A 20910-nucleotide genomic window follows, 5' to 3' on the forward strand; every position below is an offset into this window, starting at 1 on the left:
GCATTCGTAGCCGGACACCGCGCCTTGCGACGACAGCACGTCCATGCTCTGCGCGCGCGAGATCCGCGGCAGCAGTTCCATCGCGAACGCGGTGATGCGCTTGTCCATCAGCAGCTTCACGCGTTCGGCATCGGACCACGGCTGCAGCAGGCCGATCAGCACCGTGCCTTCCCGCATTGCAGCAATCCGTTCCGGGGACAGCGGCTGTACACAGAAGACGACGTCGGCGGCCGACACGACTTCATCGCCCGACGACGCCATCTTCACGTCCGAAAAGCTCTCGTCGCGGTAGTGCGCGGGCTGGCCGGCGCCAGACTCCATCATCACTTGCGCGCCAAGGCCGAGGTATCGCTTGACCACGTCCGGAACGATCGACAAGCGTCGCTCGCCCGGAACGGTCTCCGCAGGCACTCCGATCAACAGAGGCATTGGCCATTCTCCCTGACTGGTTGGTGTTAGGAAATCCGGATGGATCACCATCGGCAGACGCCCGATACCGGATGGCGCGAAGGCGCGCTACCCGGGATCCGAGCATCGGCCCTCCCCCTGATCCACATAAACCTACGGGTAATTGCGCCGTCACCCTATCGTTCTTATGTCAATTTGTTGCTTCCCACCTGATCGGCGAAATGCAGCGCATAGGGGATAATACTGATACCCGGCCCGGACGCAACCTCATTTTTTTGCGATGCACCACATGGCTACGAAACGCCCCGGCAGCAAACGCCGCAAAGCGAAGTCGCTGACCCCTGCGAAAGCCGGGCTGCCGCCCGGCACGCTCGTGCATGTCGGCGACGTGAAGACCGAACATCCGCAGATTTCCCTGATCGCGTATGACGAAAGAGGAATCGAGGAGCGCAGCTTCGCGAGCATCGCCGAGTCGCGGCAATACCGCCGCACCCGCGCGAGGCTATGGCTGAACGTGTACGGTCTGCAGGACCCGGAAATCCTCGGGGAAATCGGCCGCCGCTTCCACCTGCATCCGCTCGTGCTCGAGGACATCCTCAATACGCATCAGCGCCCGAAGATCGAGGATTACGGCGGCTATCTGTACTGCGTCGCGCGGGTCTTCGAATACGACGCGGAGAGCCGCGCGCTGACCTCCGACCAGGTCAGCATCGTGCTCGGCGAGAACTTCGTCCTGACCTTCCAGGAGCGCCACAGCGGCCGGTTCGCGCCGGTCCGCGAGCGACTGAGGTCGCCGCAATCGCCGCTGCTGCGGCACGGCACCGACTATCTCGCCTACATGCTGCTCGATGCGATCGTCGACCAGTATTTCGTCGTCGTCGATCGGTTGGGAGACACCGCTGAGGATCTCGAAGACGACGCACTCGCGAGCCCCACCCCGGCGCTGCTGAAGACCATCAACCTCGTCAAGCACGACACCCATTTGCTGCGCCGGGCGATCTGGCCGCTGCGAGAGGTGCTAAATGGTCTCATCCGCGGAGAGAGCAAGTTTTTCAGTGACGAGACGCGGCTCTATCTGCGCGACATCCACGATCACACCATCCACGTCGTCGAAACGCTGGACGCGGTGCGGGAGCTTCTCAGCGACCTGATGGATATCTATCTGTCGTCGGTCAGCAACCGCCTCAACGTCGAGGTGCGCATCCTGACCGTGCTGACGACGTTGTTCCTGCCGACCACGTTGATCACCGGCATCTTCGGCATGAATTTCGACTGGATGCCGCTCATCGAGCGGCACAACGGCTTCTACACCGCGATCGGCCTGATGGGAGGCGTCGCCCTCGTGATGGCGGCGGTCTTCTGGCGACGCAACTGGCTGCGTTTATGACAGAGTGCGCGCCGCGCCCGCCGTTTCCGCGTCGTTCAGCCTGATGATGACGAGGGAGATGTTGTCGCCGGCGCCCGCGGCCCGCTTGCGCGCGCTGTTTACGAGCTTCTCCGCAGCGGCTCGGGCGGGGAGCGACGCGACCGTCTGCGCAAGTTCCTCGTCGGGAAAGTGCGCCCACAGCCCATCCGAGCAGAGCAGGAAGCAGTCGCCCGCAGTCGGGCGAACGGCCGCTCCGAGTTCCGTCTGCGGCGGATGCTCGCTGCCGAGGCAGGACAGCAGCACGTGCCGGCGCGGATGAAAACGGGCGCCCGCTTCATCCAGGCGTCCGCGGCGCTGCAGCTCCGCAACCAACGAGTGGTCCTGGCTGCGGCTCACTGTGCGGCTATCCCGAAAGTGATACAGACGGGAATCGCCGCAGTGAATCCAGCTGATGCGATTCGGCTGGAGCACGAGCGCGACCGCGGTGCTGTGCGGTTCCTGGTCGGTGGCGAAGCGCGCCGTGCGGATCGACTGGTGCGCTTCGCCGATGATGCCTTCGAGAAGTTGTGCGGGAGTCTCCCTCTCGGGTGCGTATGTTGCGAAACTCCGTTTTGCCTGGAGCACTACCTCTTCGGCCGCGAGCGCGCCGCCGCTGTGCCCTCCCATGCCGTCGGCGAGAACGGCCATCATCGCCCCGCGTTGCGACGGGTGCGCGAATACGGCGGCGCGGTCCTGCTGCTCGTGGCGGTCCCCGGCATGGCGCGCGACGCAGGTTTCGACGAAAAGCGGCATGGAAACGACTGAATTCGAGTGGCGGCCATCATACCGACGGTGATGACGTCATGGCGCAGGGATGCCATTTTGTTACTTAACGTGGCGTGAATTCCGTCACGCACCCATTCGCTCTCTATTACCAAGGAGATAGTTATGCACCCGGGACGCGGCTATGACGAAGTCAACACTGGAGACTGTTTCGAGACTTCGATGACCATCACGGAGACGCACCTCGTCCTCGGCGCAGGTCTCTTCGGCGACTTAAATCCGCTTCACGTCGATCAGCAGGTCGCGGCGCGAAGCCGCTACGGCAGCCGCATCGCGCACGGCTACATCACGACGTCGTTCATGGCCGCGCAGTTGGGCATGGTCTTCCACGGGACGGCCATCGCCTATATCGAGCACACTTCGCGCTTCACCGCGCCGGTGCGGGCGGGCGACACGCTAAGGATCGTCTGGACCGTGACCGACCGGCAGGACAAGCCAAAGCACGACGGCGGCATCGTCAGCCTGTCCGGAGTGTGCACGAACCAGGACGGGACGAAAGTTGCCGAGGCGGAGGCGAAAATGCTGGTCGCGAATAATCCGCGCGACTGAAAGACCCGCGAAGCGACGCGGGCGTGTCAGGCGAGCGGCCCGCCGTAGCTGCCGGACCGGTGCCCAAGTCCGGCTGGCGACTGCGAAAGCCGAAGCGGAAGACGCGTGCGTAGGGAACGCTCGGGCTGCAGGCTGGCGTCGCGTCAGAGCGGGAACCCGTTCAGCCGGCAATCGACGAGTTCGACCCAGTGCCGGACCGGCGTCGCCGTCCCCGCCTGCAGGTGCGTCATGCAGCCGATGTTGGCCGATGCGATCAACGTCGCCCCGCCCTCGCCGAGCGCCGCGAGCTTGTTTTCGCGCAGCTGATGCGAGAGTTCCGGCTGGAGCAACGAATACGTCCCGGCCGAGCCGCAGCATAGATGGCCGTCGCGCACCGGCGCGAGCTCGTATCCCGCGGCGGCGAGCAGGCGCTCGACGACGCCGCGGATCTTCAGCCCGTGCTGCAGCGTGCACGGCGACTGGAACGCGACGCGCCGACGCTCCCCACGGCGCTTCAGCAGTTGCGCTTCGAGTCGGTCGGCCTCGGCGGCGACGATTTCGCTGATATCGCGCGTGAGCGCCGCGATCCGCGTCGCCTTTTCGGCATAGGCCGGGTCCTGCGCGAGCAGATGGCCGTAGTCCTTGACCTGCACGCCGCAACCCGACGCCGTCATCACCATCGCTTCGACTTCGCCGCGCTCGACGGCCGGCCACCACGCGTCGACGTTGCGCCGCGCATCCGCACGGCCGCCTTCCTGGTCGTGGAGGTGATAGCGCACCGCGCCGCAGCAGCCCGCCCCCGGCTGCTCGACGAGCGAAATCCCGAGCGCGTCGAGCACGCGCGCGGCGGCGGCGTTGATCGACGGCGCCATCGACGGCTGCACGCAGCCGGCAAGCGCAATCATCCGGCGCGAATGACGCGCCGCCGGCCACGGCCCCGCCCGCCGCACGTCGGGCACCTTTTCCTGCAGCGCATTCGGCAGCAGCGGGCGAACGGCGCGCCCCGCCTTCATCGCCGCCCCGAACACGCCGGCGCGCGGCACCAGTTCGCGCAGCGCCCAGCGCTTCGCCCGCTCCGCACCGGTCCGCGGCACGCGCTGCTCGATGATGTTCCGGCCGATGTCGGCGAGGCGACTGTAATGCACGCCGGACGGGCAGGTCGTCTCGCACGAGCGGCATGTCAGGCACCGGTCGAGGTGCAGTTGCGTCTTCTCGGAGACGTCGTGCCCCTCGAGCAGTTGCTTGATCAGATAGATGCGTCCGCGCGGACCGTCGAGCTCGTCGCCGAGCAGTTGATAGGTCGGACACGTCGCGGTACAGAAGCCGCAATGCACGCAATTGCGAAGGATGGCCTCGGCTTCGCGCCCTTCCGCAGTGTCCTTGATGAAATCGGCAAGCTGGGTCTGCATGTCAGAGTCCCTGGTAGAGGCGGCCCGGGTTGAAGATGCCGGCCGGATCGAACGCGGCCTTCAGGCGCCGGTGGATCGCCATCAGCGGCGCCGGCAGCGGCTGGAAGATCTCGCCGTCGCCGTCGCCGCCGCGGAACGCCGTCGCATGACCGCCGAGGCTCGCGACGCGCTCGCGAATGCTCGCGGCCGGCGCGTCGCAATGCAGCCAGCGCAGCGCCCCGCCCCATTCGATGAACTGCGGCCCGGCCAACTTGAGCGGCGCCGCCGAGCTGGGCAGCGACAGACGCCACAGGACGTCTTCGGCACCCGTGGCAACCGGCGCGAAGAACTCATTGTCCTGCTCGCGCACGCCCCGCCAGAACGCGTCGGCGACGGGCGCCGGCAGCGCCGCGCCGCCAAGTCTGCGCTCCGCCGCACGCACCGCGGTCTCCGCACCCGACAGGCGCAGCGTCAACGTCCCGTCATGCCACGCGGATGCCGACAGCGGCAGCGGTTGAGCGGCCCAGTCGTTGAGACGGGAGATCGCATCCGCCTCGTTCAGTTCGAAACGCAGCGTCGTCTCGGCGACGGGGCGCGGCAGCACCTTCAGCGACACGTCGAGGATCAGCCCGAGCGTACCGAGACTGCCGGCGATCACCCGTGACACGTCGTAGCCGGCAACGTTCTTCATCACCTCGCCGCCGAACGACAGCACTTCGCCGCGTCCGTCGAGAATCTTCACGCCGAGCACGAAATCCCGCACGGCGCCCGCGGTCGCGCGGCGCGGCCCCGACAGCCCCGCCGCGACGCAGCCCCCGACCGTCGCGCCTTCGCCGAAATGGGGCGGCTCGAACGCGAGCACCTGGTTGCGCTCGGCAAGCAGCGCCTCGAGCTCCGCGAGCGGCGTGCCCGCGCGGACGGTGACGACGAGCTCCGTCGGCTCGTAGTTCACGACGCCCCGATGAGCCCGCGTATCGAGCACGGCGCCGACCGGCATGCGCCCGTAGAAAGCCTTCGTGCCGCCGCCGCGCAGATTCAGCGGAGCATCCGCGGCGGCCGCCGCGCGCACGCGCTCCCGCCACTGTTCGATCGAATCGCTCATTCGTCCTTCGCCTTGTCCTTTGCGCCGTCCTGCACCTGTCGTTCGTCCGACCTGCGCGCGCGCCGGTCGCCGACCGCCTTCAACGCGAGCCACGAGCCCACCAGCGACAGCACGGGCACCGCCACCAGCAAAAACTGGATCGAGCCCTTGTCCATCAGAAACGCGGAATGTCCGGATACGGAACATGGCCGGCGCTCACGCGCTCGCGGCCGTATTCGGCGCAGCGGTTCAGCGTCGGGATCGCCTTGCCCGGGTTCAGCAGGCCGGCGGGATCGAACGCCGCCTTCACCCGGAAGAAGGTCGCGATCTCGGGCCGCGAGAACTGGCTGCACATCTGGTTGATCTTTTCGATCCCGACGCCGTGCTCACCGGTGATCGTCCCGCCGAGCGCGACCGACAGTTCGAGGATCTCGGCGCCGAAGGCCTCGGCCCGTTCGAGCTCGCCCGGCCGGTTCGCATCGAACAGGATCAGCGGATGAAGGTTGCCGTCACCGGCGTGGAACACGTTGATGCAGCGCAGGCCGTACTGGCCTTCCATCGACTGGATCGCTTCGAGCATCTCGCCGAGGCGCTTTCTCGGGATCGTGCCGTCCATGCAGTAGTAGTCGGGCGAGATGCGCCCCGCGGCCGGGAAGGCCGCCTTGCGCCCGGCCCAGAATTTCACCCGTTCGGTCTCGTCGCGCGACACGCGGATCTCGGTCGCGCCGGCCGCTTCGAGCACCGTGCGCACCCGCGCGATCTCTTCGGCGACTTCCTCCGGCGTGCCGTCCGACTCGCACAGCAGGATCGCCTTCGCGTCGAGCGGATAGCCGGCGTGGACGAACTGCTCGACCGCCGCGGTCGCCGGCTGGTCCATCATCTCGAGCCCCGCCGGGATGATGCCGGCGGCAATGATCTCGGCCACCGCATCGCCCGCGCGGATGACGTCGTCGAACGCGGCGAGCACGCACTGCGCGAGTTGCGGCTTCGGCGTCAGCTTCACGGTGACTTCGGTCGTCACCGCGAGCATGCCCTCGGAACCATTGATCAGCGCGAGCAGGTCGTAGCCCGGCGCGTCGAGACCGTGGTTGCCGATCTCGACGACGTCGCCTTCGATCGTCACGCCGCGCACGCGCAGCACGTTATGCACCGTCAGGCCGTACTTCAGGCAATGCACGCCGCCCGAGTTCTCGGCGACGTTGCCGCCGATCGTGCACGCGATCTGCGACGACGGGTCCGGCGCGTAATAGAGGTTGTAGGGCGCGGCGGCCTCGGAGATCGCAAGGTTGCGCACGCCAGGCTGCACGACCGCGGTGCGCGCGTGCGGGTCCAGATGCAGGATGCGGCTGAAGCGCGCGAGCGACAGCACGACGCCATGCGCATGGGGCAACGCACCGCCCGACAGACCGGTGCCGGCGCCGCGCGCGACGACCGGCACGCCCATCGCGTGACACGTTCGCAGCACCGCGACGACGTGCTCCTCGGTCGTCGGCAGCGCGACGATCAGCGGCAGCTGGCGGTAAGCGGTCAGGCCGTCGCATTCGTACGGGCGCAGGTCCTCCGGATCGTACATCAGCGCGCCGGCCGGCAGCACCCGGGCCAGCGCTTCGACGAGCGCCGCCTTGTCGACGCCGGAGAAATCCGCGTCGCGCTCGCCCGGCGCAAGCGCCTCGGTATCCCTGTTCATCGCGTACTCTCCGTTTTGTCGCCGCCCCAACGCAGCGGATCCAGTCCGAGACGGCGGGCCGCGCTCACCAGATGCGCTTCCGCGGCGCGTCGCGCCGCGCCCGCGTTGCCGCGGCTGATTGCCTCGAAAATCCTGACATGCTCGGCCTGGGCTTCTCGCGCCCGCCCGCTGCGGTGACCGTCGCTGCTCCAGGTCGGCGCGCGCGAATCCGAGAACTGCCCGCCCATGAACGCCTGAAAGCGCTCGATCTGCGAGTTGTGCGTCGCGGCGGCGATCGCGACATGAAACGCGTCGTCGTCGCCGACTGCGTCGGCTTGCGCCGCCAGCGCGTCCTGCATCCGTCCGAGCACGTCGCGCATCCGATCGAGGTCTTTTGCGGTCCGGCGCAGCGCCGCGCGCTCCGCCGCGCCCGTCTCGACGAGGTAGCGCAGTTCGAAGATGTCCGACATTTCGTCCGACAGAATCGGCGGCGAATGCTCCAGACCGCGCACCAGCCGGAAACTGCCCTGCCCGGGCCTCGCGGCGACAAAGGCGCCGGAGCCCTGGCGGGTCGTCACGCAGCCGTCGGCCTTCAATCGCGAGATCGCCTCGCGGATCACCGCGCGACTCACTCCGAACCGCTCGCAGAGCACCTTCTCGGTCGGCAACTGCGTACCGCTCGATAGCTGTTGCTCGGTGATCCAGCGCTCGAGTTGCAGGGTGATTTCGTCACTGAGCCGCGAGACGCGCTTGGCCGTCGGGGGTGGGTTCATGTCTCAAAACTGTTGTCTGACAACATTTCGGATATTAACGTCGTCGAGCACGGTTGTCAGCCTCCAGATGTGCGTCGAGGACAGTGCGAGGCCGCGCACGCACCGAGCGGCTCACTTGGCGAAGGGGGCGGGACCGAAGATGGGAACGCCCGGCGAATTCGACCGCAGTCGCGAGCGCGTCAAGCCTGCGCCCGCAGCCGGTTTGTTACTATCCGCTTCCCGCCGCACCCGCGAGAACTCCCCGTTTCCATGGCACTGCTCCCGCGCCTCGAGCGACTGCTGCCCTTTCTCGGATGGCATCGGCAATGGTCAGCCGCGTCCTGGCGGGGCGACACGATTGCGGGCGTCACCGTCGCGCTGGTGATGATTCCGCAATCGCTGGCCTACGCGCAGCTCGCGTCGCTGCCGACGCACGTCGGCCTTTACGCGGCGCTGCTGCCAACGATCGTTGCCGCGCTGTTCGGCTCCTGCGGCCAGCTCTCGACCGGTCCCGCCGCGCTGACCGCGCTGCTGAGCGGCGCGAGCCTGCTCACGATCGCACCTGCGGAGACGCCTGAGTTCCTGTCGCTCGCGATCCTGCTCGCGCTGATGTCGGGCCTCATCCAGTTCGCCCTCGGCGCGTTGCGCACCGGCTGGCTGCTGAACCTGCTGTCCCATCCGGTTCTGACCGGCTTTATCAACGCCGCCGCACTGATCATCGGCCTGTCGCAGGTTCCATCCGTACTGGGCCTTTCGATGCCGCAGACGACGCACTTTCTCGTCGACTTCGCGCAAGCGGTGCGCAACCTCCACGCGCTGCACCTGCCGTCGGCGCTGTTCGGCGGCGGCGCGTTGCTGGCGCTGATCCTCGCCAAGCGCTTTTTCCCGAAGCTCCCGGCCGTGCTGATCGTCGTCGTCGTCGCAACCGCGATTTCCGCCGCGACGGGCTACGCGGAGCACGGCGGCAAGGTCGTCGGGACGATTCCGGCGGGGCTTCCGGTTCCGGGTGTTCCCGAAGTCGACTGGAGCGCCGCCGTCGCCCTCCTCCCGGCGGCCTTCGTCATCGCACTGGTCAGCTTCATGGAAGCGGCGTCGAGCGCGAAGCTGATCTCCGGCCGAACGGGAAATCACTGGAACCAGAACCAGGAACTGATCGGCCAAGGCCTCGCGAAGATCGCCTCGGCGGCGAGCGGCGCCTTTCCGGTGAGCGCCTCCTTCTCGCGCTCGGGCCTCAATTACGCGACCGGGGCAAAAACCGGGATGTCTGCATTGGTCGCTGCGGGCGTCGTGGTCGTCACGCTGCTTTATCTCACTCCGCTGCTGCGGCATCTGCCTCGGCCGGTCCTCGGCGCGATCATCCTGCTTGTCGTCGCGAGCCTGCCGGACTTCCATGCCCTCATCCGCGCGTGGCGAATCGGACGCGACGACGGGCTCGCCTCGACGCTGACCTTCGTCAGCACCCTCGTGTTCGCGCCAAACATCCAGAACGGGATTCTCACCGGGCTGCTGCTGTCGCTCGCACTGATGCTGTACCGCGACATGCGCCCGCGCACCGCGCTCCTCGGGCTGCATCCCGACGGCACATACCGCGATCTCGCGCGGTTCGGACTCGACCACCCCGATCCCCGCGTCGTGATCCTGCGTTTCGACAGTCCCCTGACCTTCGTGACCGCTGCCGCTTTCGAGCGGGCCGTCATCGCGGCGACCGAGGCCCAGCCTCACGTGTCGGCCGTGCTCGTCTCCGCGTCGGGCATCAACACGATCGACGCGACCGGGATGCACACGGTGTCCGCGCTGCTCGATCGCTTTCGCGGCATGAACGTCACGCTCGCATTCTGCGGAGCCAAGAAGCAGGTTCTCGACGTCATGCAGCGGACCGAGGCGTGGAGCCGGATCGGACCGCACGCGACGTACCGCACGGAGCGGCATGCGCTCGAAGCCTTGCTCGCAGCAATGGAAGCGCAAGCGGCGACGGCGAAGGACTGAATTTGCATTGCTTTCTTGCGCGGACGCACTCTTCTGCGATAGCATCCGAGGTTTTCCGAAATCCCGAATCCCTGGAGCATCATATGGCTCGCGTCTGCCAAGTGACCGGTAAAGCACCGATGGTGGGAAACAACGTTTCCCACGCGAACAACAAGACCAAGCGTCGTTTCCTGCCGAACCTGCAAAATCGCCGGTTCTGGAGCGAATCCGAGAACCGCTGGATCCGCCTGCGCGTATCCAATGCCGCTCTGCGCACGATCGACAAGAAGGGCATCGACGTGGTCGTTTCCGAACTTCGCGCCCGCGGCGAGAAGGTCTGAGCGTCTTGCCACGCAACTGAAGCAACTGCACGGAGAGTCACATGGCCAAAGGCGCCCGCGAAAAAATCAAGCTGGAGTCGACCGCAGGTACCGGTCACTTCTACACGACCTCGAAGAACAAGCGCACCACCCCGACCAAGCTCGAGTTCAAGAAGTACGACCCGGTCGTGCGCAAGCACGTGCTGTACAAGGAAATCAAGCTGAAGTGATTCCGCTCGCGGGCTGACGCCCGTCACGTGGACGCGACTTCCAGACGAAAGAGGCCGCCGGATTGCTCCGGCGGCCTCTTTGTTTCTGAAGCCCGTCCCGCTCGAGCGAAACGGCGCTCCGAGTCAGGACATCAGGCCTTCTGGATGTTGGAGGCCTGCTTGCCCTTCGGGCCCTGAGTGACTTCGAAGGAAACCTTTTCGCCTTCCTTCAGCGTCTTGAACCCGTTCATGTTGATCGCCGAAAAATGGGCGAAGAGATCTTCGCTGCCATCATCCGGAGTAATGAAGCCGAAGCCCTTGGAGTCGTTGAACCACTTAACGGTGCCAGTTGCCATGTTGCCTTAATCCTTCAAATTTTCTCTGACAATACGGGGAAAACTCCCCTTCAGTGCTCGCAGCAAAACGCGACCGTCATCGACCGGCCGGCCATGTCCGTGGCGGAGGCAGGTGGTTCCGGCGCGTTGAACTTTCCACGTCGCACCGTTTTGCTTTTACGCATTTGCTCCGGGAGCGTCAACAGTTTCTTGAATGTCCTTTTTTCGCGTTGCAACAAATTCGGGATCAATATTAATCGGCGCTTCCGCTCGCCTCGGCCGCGAAAGGAAATCGGTCCCGGGAACCTTTCTTGCATCGCAATAACGGCAGTCTTGTTTTTCGACTGCTCCGTCCCCAGATTCGAGCTGTCACCGGCCGTGTTGCACTCTGCTTCGACTTCATTAGAATGATTTGCATGGCCACGCAAAAGCAGGACGAATTTCTCATCGAAGCCGAGCACGCACGTACCAAGCCACCGCCGCTGTACAAAGTGCTTCTGCTCAACGACGACTTCACGCCGATGGATTTCGTCATAGTCGTGCTGCAGAAATTTTTTGGAATGGACCGCGAACGGGCAACGAGGGTAATGCTCCAAGTGCACAGAGAAGGCATGGGAGTATGCGGCGTCTTCCCGAAAGACGTTGCCGCGACAAAAGTCGAACAGGTCGTGTCGTTTGCCCGGCAGCACCAGCATCCGCTGGCCTGCGTGATGGAGGAAAACTGAGAATGATCGCGCAAGAACTTGAAGTCAGTCTGCACATGGCGTTCGTCGAAGCGCGGCAGAAGCGGCATGAGTTCATCACCGTCGAACATCTGCTGCTCGCGCTGCTCGACAACCCTTCCGCCGCCGAAGTCTTGCGCGCCTGCGCCGCCAACGTGGATGAACTGCGTCGCGAGCTGACGACCTTCATCAATGAGCACACCCCGCGCGTCGAAGGCACGAACGAGATCGACACTCAGCCGACGCTCGGCTTCCAGCGCGTGATCCAGCGTGCCATCCTGCACGTCCAGTCGTCGGGAAAGAAGGAAGTCACCGGGGCAAACGTCCTGGTCGCGATCTTCGGCGAGAAGGACTCGCACGCGGTGTACTTCCTCCAGCGGCAGAACATCACCCGCCTCGACGTCGTCAACTTCATCTCGCACGGCATCGCGAAAACGCCCCAGCAGGGCACGAGCGCACCGAACCGGAGCGAATCGGAGCAGGGCGAACAGGAGCCCGAGGCCGCGCAATCCGGCGGCGCGCTCGAAAACTACACGCAGAATCTCAACCAGCAGGCGCTGGTCGGCAAGATCGACCCCCTGATTGGGCGCGAACGCGAACTCGAACGCGTCATCCAGACGCTATGCCGTCGGCGCAAGAACAATCCGCTGCTCGTCGGCGAAGCCGGCGTCGGCAAAACGGCAATCGCCGAAGGTCTCGCGCGCCGCATCATCGAGGGGCGGATTCCCGAGATTCTCGAAGGAGCGCAGGTCTACGCGCTCGACATGGGCGCCCTCCTTGCCGGCACCAAGTACCGGGGCGACTTCGAACAGCGGCTCAAGGCCGTGCTGAAGCAGTTGCGCGAGACGCACAACGCGATCCTGTTCATCGACGAGATCCATACGCTGATCGGCGCAGGCGCCGCTTCCGGCGGCACGCTCGACGCGTCGAACCTGCTGAAGCCGGCCCTGTCGTCCGGCCAGTTGAAATGCATCGGCGCGACGACCTATTCGGAATTCCGCCAGATCTTCGAAAAGGACCACGCGCTGTCGCGGCGCTTCCAGAAGGTCGATGTGTCGGAGCCGTCCGTCGCCGAAACCGTCGAAATCCTGAAGGGACTCAAGAGCCGCTTCGAGGAACATCACAACGTCAAGTATTCGTCCGCGGCCCTCTCGTCGGCGGCTGAGTTGTCCGCGCGCTACATCAACGACCGCCACCTGCCCGATAAGGCGATCGATGTCATCGACGAGGCTGGCGCAGCCCAGCGCGTTCTCCCGAAGTCCAAGCAGCGCAAGCTGATCGGCAAGGGTGAAATCGAGGACATCGTCGCGAAGATCGCCCGCATCCCGCCGCGGACCGTTTCGAGCGACGACAAGGCCGCGCTGAAGAACCTCGAACGCGACCTGAAGAACGTCGTGTTCGGCCAGGAAGCCGCGATCGGCGCGCTCGCGAAGGCCATCAAGATGTCGCGCTCCGGCCTCGGCAATCCCGCGAAACCGATCGGCAGCTTCCTGTTCTCGGGACCGACCGGCGTCGGCAAGACGGAGGTCGCACGGCAGCTCGCCTTCACGATGGGCATCGAACTCGTGCGCTTCGACATGTCGGAGTACATGGAGCGTCACGCGGTGAGCCGGCTCATTGGTGCGCCTCCGGGCTACGTCGGATTCGACCAGGGCGGCCTCTTGACCGAAGCGATTACGAAGAAGCCGCATTGCGTGCTGCTGCTCGACGAGATCGAGAAAGCGCATCCGGATATTTTCAACATCCTGCTGCAGGTCATGGACCACGGCTCGCTCACCGACAACAACGGCCGCCAGGCTGATTTCCGCAACGTCATCGTCATCATGACGACGAACGCGGGCGCGGAGACGATGCAGAAGGCGGTGATGGGTTTCTCGGCGAAGCGCGAGACCGGCGACGAGATGGCGGAGATCAAGCGGATGTTCTCGCCGGAGTTCCGCAACCGTCTCGATGCGACGATCTCGTTCAAGCCGCTCGACAACGAGATCATCCTGCGAGTCGTCGACAAGTTCCTGATGCAGCTCGAAGCGCAACTGCACGAGAAGAAGGTCGAGGCGCACTTCACCGACGAACTGAAGGCGTGGCTCGCCGGCGAAGGCTTCGACCCGCTGATGGGCGCGCGGCCGATGGCGCGGCTGATCCAGGACACGATCCGCTCGGCGCTCGCCGACGAGTTGCTGTTCGGTCGACTGGCGAACGGTGGCAAGGTCACGATCGACCTCGACGACGATGGCAAGGTCAGGCTGAAGTTCGATCAGCTGGAAGCCGAAACCGTCTGACGCGAGCGGAAAACAGCCTGGACGAAGGGGCGGCCTGCGGGCCGCCCTTTTTTTGTTCGCCGAATCACCTTATCGTCATGAGCTTTCGGACCGGCCCGAGCAAGGAGAAGGGCCGTCCCCACTCGCCCATCATTCACAGGAGGAAACAAGCATGGAAATTCACACCGCCGACCTTTGCGACAGCCATGAAGAGCGCGTGCGTGTCGTCGAGCCGATGTTCCGCAGATTCGGCGGCCGCCCCGCTTTCGGCGGGGCGATCGCGACACTGAAGGTGTTCGAGGACAACTCGCTCGTCCGCGCCGAGCTCGAAGGCGCCGGCGAAGGCCGGGTGCTGGTCGTCGATGGCGGCGGTTCGACGCGCTGCGCACTGGTTGGGGATCAGCTGGCGCTGCTCGGTGTAAAGAACGGCTGGGCCGGCGTCATCGTGTACGGCTGCATCCGGGACGCGAAGGCCATCGGCGCGATGGATCTCGGCGTGTTCGCGCTCGGCACCCATCCAAAGAAGAGCATCAAGAAGGGCGCCGGGGACCGCGACATCGCGGTCAGCTTCGGGGGCGTCACCTTCGCACCGGGGCAATATGTCTACGCCGATGAAGACGGAGTCATCGTTTCGGACTCGTCGCTATTCTGACCGGTTCCGGCGGCCTCCGCCCTCAGCGGGGGAGAGCCGCGGCCCCGCGGAAGCCGGGCTCACAGACGGTTCGATGACGCATCGCAGCACCGGCTTATTTCACGACGCTGATCGTCGTCTTGCAATGTGAAATGCGGTTTGCAAACCTCTGAACCAGTTGGGAAAAATAATTTCTTATATCTTATATAAGACTTATTGCTGCAGAGCGAGAACGTTCCTATACTTGTGTCCATTCGGCGACGGCCTCATGAGTCGCCGCAGCGAAACGGAGAGAACGCCCGCCCGGTCAGCACGCAGGACCGGAGAAGAAGGAGGTCTTTCCCTATTTTGAACGTCAGTAAACAAGGAACCTGCCATGACTTTGACCCGCGAACAGCAAATTGCCGCCATCGAGAAAGACTGGGCCGAAAACCCGCGCTGGAAAGGCATCAAGCGCGGCTACACCGCGGCCGACGTCGTTCGCCTGCGCGGCTCGATCCAGCCGGAAAGCACGCTGGCAAGTGCTGGCGCGGAAAAGCTGTGGAACCTCGTCAACAACGAACCCTACGTCAACTGCCTCGGCGCGCTGACCGGCGGGCAGGCGATGCAGCAGGTGAAGGCCGGCATCAAGGCGATCTACCTGTCGGGCTGGCAAGTCGCTGCCGACAACAACTCGTATGCCGCGATGTACCCCGACCAGTCGCTGTACCCGGTCAATTCGGTGCCGACGGTCGTCGAGCGCATTAACAGCGCATTCCAGCGCGCGGACCAGATCCAGTGGTCGAAGAACATCAACGCGGGCGACAAAGGCTACGTCGATTACTTCGCGCCGATCGTCGCTGACGCGGAAGCGGGCTTCGGCGGCGTGCTGAACGCGTTCGAGCTGATGAAGGCGATGATCCGCGCCGGCGCCGCGGGCGTGCATTGGGAAGACCAGCTCGCGTCGGTGAAGAAGTGCGGCCATATGGGCGGCAAGGTGCTCGTGCCGACCGCCGAAGCCGTGCAGAAGCTGATCGCCGCGCGCCTCGCCGCCGACGTCATGGGCGTGCCGACGCTCGTGATCGCCCGCACCGACGCGGAAGCCGCGGACCTGCTGACCAGCGATTACGACGAGAACGACAAGCCCTTCCTCACCGGCGAACGGACCGCGGAAGGTTTCTACAAGACCCGGAAGGGCATCGAGCAGGCGATCTCCCGTGCGATCGCGTACGCCGATTACGCCGACCTCGTGTGGTGCGAAACCGGCACGCCGGACCTCGAGTTCGCGCGCAAGTTCGCCGAAGCCGTCCACGCCAAGCACCCGGGCAAGATGCTCGCGTACAACTGCTCGCCGTCGTTCAACTGGAAGAAGAACCTCGACGACGCGACGATCGCGAAGTTCCAGCGCGAGCTCGGCGCGATGGGCTACAAGTACCAGTTCATCACGTTGGCCGGCATCCACTCGATGTGGTACAACATGTTCGATCTTGCGCAGGACTACGCGAAGCGCGGCATGTCGGCCTACGTCGAGAAGGTGCAGGAGCCGGAATTCGCGGCCCGCGACCGCGGCTACACCTTCGTGTCGCACCAGCAGGAAGTCGGCACCGGCTACTTCGACGACGTGACGACGGTGATCCAGGGCGGCGCTTCCAGCGTCACCGCGCTGACCGGCTCGACCGAAGAAGAACAGTTCCACTGATCGACGCGACGATCGGCGAACCGTTACCGCGGTTCGCCTGAACGTGAGAAGGCCGTGCCCTGCAAAGGCGCGGCCTTTTTTCGTTTACCTTCGTTCAAGGGGACCGGGGACAGCCCTGGGCGCGCGCCCCATCCCTCGGACGCCGCCCCGCACAGCTAAGCCGAGCCGTTAGGCGCCCGGCGAACGCTCCGTCCGGCCCGGACCTTGGCGCCTGTCGCCGCGGTGGCGCGGCCCGGCGAAGCGGAACTGCTCGTCGAACGTCTTCTTCTGTCCCTCATCGAGCTGCGCATAAAGGGCCGTAACCACCTTGCGCATCTCCTGCATCGACTCCAGCCGTTCCTTGCCGAATTCCTCCATGCGCTCCAGGCGCTCGAGAGCGGTCGACGCGCGCTCGCGATTGCGCATCGCCTCGACGCGCTCCGTGCTCTGCGCTGCCTTGCCGCGCATCGTGCTGCTGAACTCGTCCCACGCCGCCCGCTGCTCCGGGGCGAGCGCAAGCGCCTCCTCGAGTTTCGCGAGCCGCTGGTCCGCACGTTTCATCAGCGCCGTCGAATCGGGTCGGTGCTTCATCCCGTGCGTCCGGTGTATCTCGTGCATGCTCCCGCCATGCATCCCGTGGCCGCCGTGCATTTCACCGCAGTCCCCCCCTCCGCCCGCGGATGCGGCCGAAGCCCCGAAGCCCGCAGCCGCGACGAGTGCCATTGCAAGGGAAGTTCTGATCCAGGTTTTCATGAGAATTCTCCACGTTGATCTGAAACGCCGGTTCATCCAGGCGGTGAAGTCATTTCAACACTGCGATGTAAGCCCGGTTTGTCGATTTCGCCCCCGTTTGAATGACCATGTCTCGATCGCCCCGCGAGATACTCTGGGATACAAGACGCATCGAATCGCCGCTTATGATTCGGGCAACCGCAATCGCGCTCGAACCGTTCCGACCGGCCGGAAGATCACGACATGACCGTTTCCCACGACCACATCCTCATCGTCGACGACGACGCGGAGATCCGCAGCCTGCTCGCCGATTACCTCGAAAAACAGGGGCTGCGATGCACGACGGCCGCCGACGGGCGCGAAATGAAGGCGGCGCTCGAACGCCACCGCGTCGACCTGGTCGTGCTCGACCTGATGCTGCCGGGCGAAGACGGTCTGACCTTGTGCCGCAACCTGCGCGCCGGCGGGCCCTTCATGAATACGCCGGTGCTGATGTTGACCGCCCGCGGCGAGGACATGGACCGCATCGTCGGGCTCGAAATGGGTGCCGACGACTACCTTGCGAAGCCTTTCGTGCCGCGCGAGCTCTACGCCCGGGTGCGTGCGATCCTGCGGCGGGCACGGGCACTGCCGCCGAATCTCGAAGGCTCTTCCGCCGACCGTGCGGCGGAACTGCGTTTTGCGGGCTGGCGGCTCGACCCTGCGGGACGTCATCTGATCGACCCGGACGGAGTCGTCGTTCCGCTGTCGGGGGCCGAGTACCGCATGCTGATGGTGTTCCTTACGCATCCGCAGCGCGTGCTCACGCGCGACCAGCTGATGGAACTGACCCAGGGGCGCGAGGCCGACGTGTTCGATCGCTCGATCGACCTCCTCGTGAGCCGGCTCCGCCAGCGGCTGCGCGACAATGCGCGCGAGCCGGGCATCCTCAAAACCGTGCGCAACGAGGGCTACGTGCTGGCGTGCACGGTGACCGCGGTCGACACCCCAGCGGGTGAGCGGTGAAAGCTCGCTGGCCGCGCACGCTGTTCGCGCGCCTGATGCTGATCTGGCTGGTCGGCATCGCGCTCGTGCTCGCGATCAGCATCGCGCTGTTCATCAACGAGCGTCACCGCTACGCCCGCAACGTGCTGGCCGAAGGCATCGCCCGCGAAGTCGTCTCGGCGGTCGACGTGCTCGACCGCTTATCGACCGAACAGCGCGTCGAGTGGATGGAAACACTCGGCCGGCGCCGCCTGCGCTTCCAGCCGGGTGCGCCGCCGGCCGACGCGCGTCCGCTCGAATCCGCTGCACTGACCGATGCCCTGCGCCGCGCATTGCCCGATCGCGCCGTCTCCGTCGTCGAGCTTCCGCCCCACGCCGGCCGGTTCTCGCCCCACCCGCGTGTGCTCGCCACCGTCACCCTGGCCGACGGCGAACCGATGACGGTGCGCCTGCCGGGACCGCTGTTCGCGCCGCCTGCCCAAACACCTCCCGAGAGCCTGCTGGCGTCGCTGCTCGCGCTGATCGTCGGCGTCTCGCTGTTGTCATGGCTCGCGGTGAGGATCGCGACGCGGCCGATTTCACAGCTCGCCGCGGCGGCCGACGCGCTCGGCGCCGACCCGGAACGCACGCCGATCGACCTTCACGGGCCGGTCGAGGTCGCGCGCGCGGCGCAGGCGTTCAACCGGATGCAGCAGCGCATCCGGCAACACGTCGGCGAGCGCATGCGCATCCTCGCGGCGATCTCGCACGATCTTCAGACACCGATTACACGACTGCGCCTGCGGGCCGAGCTCGTCGACGACGAGGCGCTGCGCGCCAAGATCCAGGCAGATCTCGACGCGATGCAGGCACTCGTCAAGGAAGGTCTCGCCTACGCCCGCAGCCTCGACGCCACCGCCGTCGAGCAGGCGATCGATCTCGACGGGCTGGTCGACGCGTTGCGGGAAGACGCGGTCGACATGGGCTGGGACGTGAGCGTGTCGGGACACATCGACGTTCCCTGCCATGGACGCGTCGACGCGCTGCGCCGCGCGCTGTGGAACCTGATCGAGAACGGCGTCAAATTCGGCGGCCGGGTGGAGATCACGCTCGCGCAAAGCGCGGCAACGTTCGACATCCGCATCCGGGATGGGGGCCCGGGCCTGACGGACGCCGAGCTCGAAAAAGTGTTCGAACCGTTCTATCGCACCGAAGCATCGCGCAACCGCGAAACCGGCGGCACCGGGCTCGGCCTTGCGATCGCGCGGAACCTGCTGCGCGCGCAGGGCGGCGAAGTACACCTCGCGAACCATCCCGCAGGCGGCCTCGAGGCGCACGTCACGCTGCCACGACTCCGCGCCGCGCAGGACATGCGCCCGACCGGCTCCATCTGAACGCGGCCCGATCCTCCGGTCCATCGTAATGCACGCCCGCGGCGGCGTCAGCGAACTCATGCCCGGCGACCGGTTCGCCGCGCCGATCCCCGCGGCCCGCCGGCCTGCGATCACGGTCACGACCGACCGGGCATTTCGTCGTCAAACGCGGCCTCCGTTTTCCGGCACCGCCGCGTACTGCATCGTGAGCGAGCGGAAACGCGCGACTTCGGCGCCCTGCCAATCGTCATCGCGCCCCAGCTCCTCGGCGAGAATCGCGGCGACCCCAGGTGCAGCCGCGCTCGCGAGCGCGGCGTCCAGAAACAGCATGCGATGACGGCGTGCGAGAACGTCCTCGACGGTGCGCGCGAGCTCGTTTCGTACCGCGTGCCTGACCTCCGCTTCCGTCAGACTCGAGCCATCCTGCAGCATCCGGCGCGCGCCCGGCAATGCGTTGACCGCCTCACGCTCGCAGCCGTAGGGGTCGCGGGAAAAGCCGGCAGTGGCGCCATGCAACGGTAGCCGGGCGGTTGGACATTCGCGCGCCGGCAATCCCGCGACGGACCGGGCGACGTCGATCGCGTCCTCGGCCATCCGCCGGTACGTCGTCCATTTGCCGCCGGTAATCGTCACGAGGCCGCCCGGGGAGACTTCGATGAAATGCTCGCGCGACAGGCGACGAGTCGCGAGGCCTCCGCGCCGGTGGATCAGCGGACGCAGCCCGACGAAGACGCTGCGAACGTCGGATCGCGCGGGGGCGCGGGCGAGATAGCGTGCCGCCGTCGCAAGGATGAAATCGACTTCGCCGGCGAGCGGCTTCGGCTCCAGCGGCAAGTCGCTCCGCGCGAGGTCCGTCGTTCCGATCAGCACCCGCCCCTGCCACGGGATCACGAACAGCACGCGGCCATCCGGCGTGCGCGGTACGAGCAGCGCGTCGTCGCCGGGCAGGAAACGGCGATCGACGACGACGTGGGCACCCTGACTCGGATGCAGCAAAGACTCGGCGGCAGGACATTCGAATCGCCGCACCGCATCGGCCCAGACACCCGTCGCATTGATGAGCACCCGCGCGTCGAGCCGCAGGGTCTTTCCGCTTTCTGCATCGCGTACGCGCACACCGACGATGCGGCCGGCATCGGTCACGAGTCCCTCGACCGGCAGGTAATTCAGCGCCAGGCCACCGAGATCGAACAGCGTGGCCATCAACGCGATTGCCAGGCGGGCATCATCGAATTGGGCATCCCAGTAGGCGATGCCGCCTTTCAGGCCGTCGGCCTTCGCGTTCGGCAACGCGGCCAGCGTCGCCCGAGTACCGAGTTGCCGGCTGCGTTCGAGGCCATGCGAGCCGGCGAGCAGGTCGTACATCGCGAGACCGGCGCCGAACAGCGGCCTCTCGTGCCACCGATACGCGGGCACGACGAAACGCAACGGATGGACGAGGTGCGGCGCGTTCGCGAGCAGAAGGGACCGCTCGGCCAGCGCTTCGCGCACGAGCGGGAAATTGCCTTGCGCGAGGTAGCGCACGCCGCCGTGGATCAGCTTCGTCGCGCGCGAGCTCGTTCCCTTCGCGAAATCGTGGGCTTCGAGCAGCAGAGTCGAGTATCCGCGGGCCGCGGCATCCACCGCGCAGCCGAGACCGGTCGCGCCGCCGCCGATCACGATGATGTCCCAGCGATGCTGCTCGTGCAGGCGGGCGAGCAGCGCTTCGCGCGCGAGCGCAGACTTCATCGTCCC

General features: G+C 65.8%; 20 protein-coding genes and 1 pseudogene. 11 read left to right on the forward strand and 10 right to left on the reverse strand.

Annotated elements, in window-relative coordinates:
* Positions 1 to 429: pseudogene (locus V6M37_RS16125) on the reverse strand (NAD(P)(+) transhydrogenase (Re/Si-specific) subunit alpha); the annotation flags it as partial.
* A 268-nt stretch (positions 430 to 697) separates the two neighbouring features.
* Between V6M37_RS16125 and corA the strand changes: the two are divergent.
* Positions 698 to 1795 carry a magnesium/cobalt transporter CorA gene (gene corA, locus V6M37_RS16130; RefSeq protein ID WP_332675021.1) on the forward strand — a complete coding sequence of 366 codons (1098 nt, stop codon included), beginning with the start codon at positions 698 to 700 and terminating at the stop codon, positions 1793 to 1795.
* Here the strand turns inward: corA and V6M37_RS16135 are convergent.
* Positions 1790 to 2566: a PP2C family protein-serine/threonine phosphatase gene (locus tag V6M37_RS16135; protein ID WP_332675022.1), complete on the reverse strand. Its 777-nt coding sequence runs from the start codon at positions 2564 to 2566 to the stop codon at positions 1790 to 1792. The two genes, corA and V6M37_RS16135, sit on opposite strands and share 6 nt — an antisense overlap.
* Before the next feature lie 192 nt (positions 2567 to 2758).
* Between V6M37_RS16135 and V6M37_RS16140 the strand changes: the two genes are divergently transcribed.
* Positions 2759 to 3145 carry a MaoC family dehydratase gene (locus V6M37_RS16140; RefSeq protein ID WP_332675024.1) on the forward strand — a complete coding sequence of 129 codons (387 nt, stop codon included), beginning with the start codon at positions 2759 to 2761 and terminating at the stop codon, positions 3143 to 3145.
* Positions 3146 to 3288: 143 nt separating this feature from the next.
* Here V6M37_RS16140 and glcF read toward each other — a convergent pair whose 3' ends face one another.
* Genes glcF through V6M37_RS16165 form a run of 5 tightly spaced genes read right to left on the reverse strand, consistent with a single transcriptional unit; the run spans position 3289 to position 8032 of the window.
* The gene (gene glcF, locus V6M37_RS16145; RefSeq protein WP_332675026.1) at positions 3289 to 4533 is read right to left on the reverse strand and encodes a glycolate oxidase subunit GlcF; all 1245 of its coding nucleotides are present in this window, start codon (positions 4531 to 4533) and stop codon (positions 3289 to 3291) included.
* A 1-nt stretch (position 4534) separates the two neighbouring features.
* Entirely contained in the window at positions 4535 to 5614 is a 1080-nt protein-coding gene (glcE, locus tag V6M37_RS16150; protein ID WP_332675028.1) for a glycolate oxidase subunit GlcE, read from the reverse strand.
* Positions 5611 to 5769 (reverse strand): hypothetical protein, encoded by a 159-nt coding sequence (locus V6M37_RS16155; protein WP_332675030.1) that lies wholly within the window; start codon positions 5767 to 5769, stop codon positions 5611 to 5613. Before V6M37_RS16155 ends, glcE begins: the two co-directional genes overlap by 4 nt.
* The gene (locus tag V6M37_RS16160) at positions 5769 to 7280 is read right to left on the reverse strand and encodes an FAD-linked oxidase C-terminal domain-containing protein (protein WP_332675032.1); all 1512 of its coding nucleotides are present in this window, start codon (positions 7278 to 7280) and stop codon (positions 5769 to 5771) included. The genes V6M37_RS16155 and V6M37_RS16160 overlap by 1 nt, the downstream gene beginning before the upstream one ends.
* Positions 7277 to 8032 (reverse strand): FadR/GntR family transcriptional regulator, encoded by a 756-nt coding sequence (locus V6M37_RS16165; protein ID WP_332675034.1) that lies wholly within the window; start codon positions 8030 to 8032, stop codon positions 7277 to 7279. The genes V6M37_RS16160 and V6M37_RS16165 overlap by 4 nt, the downstream gene beginning before the upstream one ends.
* A 249-nt stretch (positions 8033 to 8281) precedes the next feature.
* Here V6M37_RS16165 and V6M37_RS16170 point away from each other — a divergent pair, with 249 nt between their 5' ends.
* From V6M37_RS16170 to rpmG, 3 genes are all read left to right on the forward strand, one after another.
* Positions 8282 to 9997 (forward strand): SulP family inorganic anion transporter, encoded by a 1716-nt coding sequence (locus V6M37_RS16170; protein WP_332675036.1) that lies wholly within the window; start codon positions 8282 to 8284, stop codon positions 9995 to 9997.
* Between the two features lie 83 nt (positions 9998 to 10080).
* Positions 10081 to 10317 (forward strand): 50S ribosomal protein L28, encoded by a 237-nt coding sequence (gene rpmB, locus V6M37_RS16175; RefSeq protein ID WP_011238351.1) that lies wholly within the window; start codon positions 10081 to 10083, stop codon positions 10315 to 10317.
* A 41-nt stretch (positions 10318 to 10358) separates the two neighbouring features.
* On the forward strand, positions 10359 to 10526 hold the full coding sequence (gene rpmG, locus V6M37_RS16180) for a 50S ribosomal protein L33 (protein ID WP_312662714.1): 168 nt from the start codon (positions 10359 to 10361) through the stop codon (positions 10524 to 10526).
* Between the two features lie 131 nt (positions 10527 to 10657).
* On the opposite strand, the gene V6M37_RS16185 is transcribed toward rpmG, so the two are convergent.
* Entirely contained in the window at positions 10658 to 10861 is a 204-nt protein-coding gene (locus V6M37_RS16185; RefSeq protein ID WP_011238349.1) for a cold-shock protein, read from the reverse strand.
* A 395-nt stretch (positions 10862 to 11256) separates the two neighbouring features.
* On the opposite strand from V6M37_RS16185, the gene clpS reads away from it, so the two are divergent.
* From clpS to aceA, 4 genes are all read left to right on the forward strand, one after another.
* Positions 11257 to 11565, forward strand: coding sequence for an ATP-dependent Clp protease adapter ClpS (gene clpS, locus V6M37_RS16190; RefSeq protein WP_332675042.1), 309 nt, complete (start codon positions 11257 to 11259; stop codon positions 11563 to 11565).
* A gap of 2 nt (positions 11566 to 11567) precedes the next feature.
* Positions 11568 to 13841, forward strand: coding sequence for an ATP-dependent Clp protease ATP-binding subunit ClpA (gene clpA, locus V6M37_RS16195; protein WP_332675044.1), 2274 nt, complete (start codon positions 11568 to 11570; stop codon positions 13839 to 13841).
* Positions 13842 to 13992: 151 nt separating this feature from the next.
* Positions 13993 to 14472, forward strand: a complete 480-nt coding sequence (gene rraA / locus V6M37_RS16200; RefSeq protein WP_332675045.1) for a ribonuclease E activity regulator RraA — start codon at positions 13993 to 13995, stop codon at positions 14470 to 14472.
* A 355-nt stretch (positions 14473 to 14827) separates the two neighbouring features.
* Positions 14828 to 16129, forward strand: coding sequence for an isocitrate lyase (gene aceA / locus V6M37_RS16205; RefSeq protein WP_332675047.1), 1302 nt, complete (start codon positions 14828 to 14830; stop codon positions 16127 to 16129).
* 168 nt (positions 16130 to 16297) lie between these two features.
* Here aceA and V6M37_RS16210 read toward each other — a convergent pair whose 3' ends face one another.
* The gene (locus V6M37_RS16210; RefSeq protein ID WP_332675048.1) at positions 16298 to 16699 is read right to left on the reverse strand and encodes a Spy/CpxP family protein refolding chaperone; all 402 of its coding nucleotides are present in this window, start codon (positions 16697 to 16699) and stop codon (positions 16298 to 16300) included.
* Positions 16700 to 17083: 384 nt separating this feature from the next.
* On the opposite strand from V6M37_RS16210, the gene V6M37_RS16215 reads away from it, so the two are divergent.
* Complete coding sequence (locus tag V6M37_RS16215) at positions 17084 to 17845, forward strand: response regulator (RefSeq protein ID WP_332675050.1); 762 nt, start codon at positions 17084 to 17086, stop codon at positions 17843 to 17845.
* A complete protein-coding gene (locus V6M37_RS16220) occupies positions 17842 to 19197 on the forward strand; it encodes a sensor histidine kinase (RefSeq protein ID WP_332675052.1) in 1356 nt (451 codons plus the stop codon). The genes V6M37_RS16215 and V6M37_RS16220 overlap by 4 nt, the downstream gene beginning before the upstream one ends.
* Before the next feature lie 141 nt (positions 19198 to 19338).
* On the opposite strand, the gene V6M37_RS16225 is transcribed toward V6M37_RS16220, so the two are convergent.
* Positions 19339 to 20904 (reverse strand): glycerol-3-phosphate dehydrogenase/oxidase, encoded by a 1566-nt coding sequence (locus tag V6M37_RS16225; RefSeq protein ID WP_332675054.1) that lies wholly within the window; start codon positions 20902 to 20904, stop codon positions 19339 to 19341.
* Positions 20905 to 20910: the final 6 nt, after the last annotated feature.

It is taken from the genome of Aromatoleum sp. (assembly GCF_036675785.1).
Taxonomy (GTDB): domain Bacteria; phylum Pseudomonadota; class Gammaproteobacteria; order Burkholderiales; family Rhodocyclaceae; genus Aromatoleum.

Bases quoted from the DNA above. Each gene is read 5' to 3' on its own strand.
- aceA (WP_332675047.1), top strand. From the start codon at position 14,828: ATGACTTTGACCCGCGAACAGCAAATTGCCGCCATCGAGAAAGACTGG.
- glcE (WP_332675028.1), bottom strand. From the start codon at position 5,614: ATGAGCGATTCGATCGAACAGTGGCGGGAGCGCGTGCGCGCGGCGGCC.
- V6M37_RS16170 (WP_332675036.1), top strand. From the start codon at position 8,282: ATGGCACTGCTCCCGCGCCTCGAGCGACTGCTGCCCTTTCTCGGATGG.
- V6M37_RS16160 (WP_332675032.1), bottom strand. From the start codon at position 7,280: ATGAACAGGGATACCGAGGCGCTTGCGCCGGGCGAGCGCGACGCGGAT.
- clpS (WP_332675042.1), top strand. From the start codon at position 11,257: ATGGCCACGCAAAAGCAGGACGAATTTCTCATCGAAGCCGAGCACGCA.
- rpmG (WP_312662714.1), top strand. From the start codon at position 10,359: ATGGCCAAAGGCGCCCGCGAAAAAATCAAGCTGGAGTCGACCGCAGGT.
- glcF (WP_332675026.1), bottom strand. From the start codon at position 4,533: ATGCAGACCCAGCTTGCCGATTTCATCAAGGACACTGCGGAAGGGCGC.
- V6M37_RS16165 (WP_332675034.1), bottom strand. From the start codon at position 8,032: ATGAACCCACCCCCGACGGCCAAGCGCGTCTCGCGGCTCAGTGACGAA.
- V6M37_RS16185 (WP_011238349.1), bottom strand. From the start codon at position 10,861: ATGGCAACTGGCACCGTTAAGTGGTTCAACGACTCCAAGGGCTTCGGC.
- V6M37_RS16140 (WP_332675024.1), top strand. From the start codon at position 2,759: ATGACCATCACGGAGACGCACCTCGTCCTCGGCGCAGGTCTCTTCGGC.
- V6M37_RS16155 (WP_332675030.1), bottom strand. From the start codon at position 5,769: ATGGACAAGGGCTCGATCCAGTTTTTGCTGGTGGCGGTGCCCGTGCTG.
- clpA (WP_332675044.1), top strand. From the start codon at position 11,568: ATGATCGCGCAAGAACTTGAAGTCAGTCTGCACATGGCGTTCGTCGAA.
- V6M37_RS16135 (WP_332675022.1), bottom strand. From the start codon at position 2,566: ATGCCGCTTTTCGTCGAAACCTGCGTCGCGCGCCATGCCGGGGACCGC.
- V6M37_RS16225 (WP_332675054.1), bottom strand. From the start codon at position 20,904: ATGAAGTCTGCGCTCGCGCGCGAAGCGCTGCTCGCCCGCCTGCACGAG.
- corA (WP_332675021.1), top strand. From the start codon at position 698: ATGGCTACGAAACGCCCCGGCAGCAAACGCCGCAAAGCGAAGTCGCTG.
- V6M37_RS16215 (WP_332675050.1), top strand. From the start codon at position 17,084: ATGACCGTTTCCCACGACCACATCCTCATCGTCGACGACGACGCGGAG.
- rraA (WP_332675045.1), top strand. From the start codon at position 13,993: ATGGAAATTCACACCGCCGACCTTTGCGACAGCCATGAAGAGCGCGTG.
- rpmB (WP_011238351.1), top strand. From the start codon at position 10,081: ATGGCTCGCGTCTGCCAAGTGACCGGTAAAGCACCGATGGTGGGAAAC.
- V6M37_RS16210 (WP_332675048.1), bottom strand. From the start codon at position 16,699: ATGAAGCACCGACCCGATTCGACGGCGCTGATGAAACGTGCGGACCAG.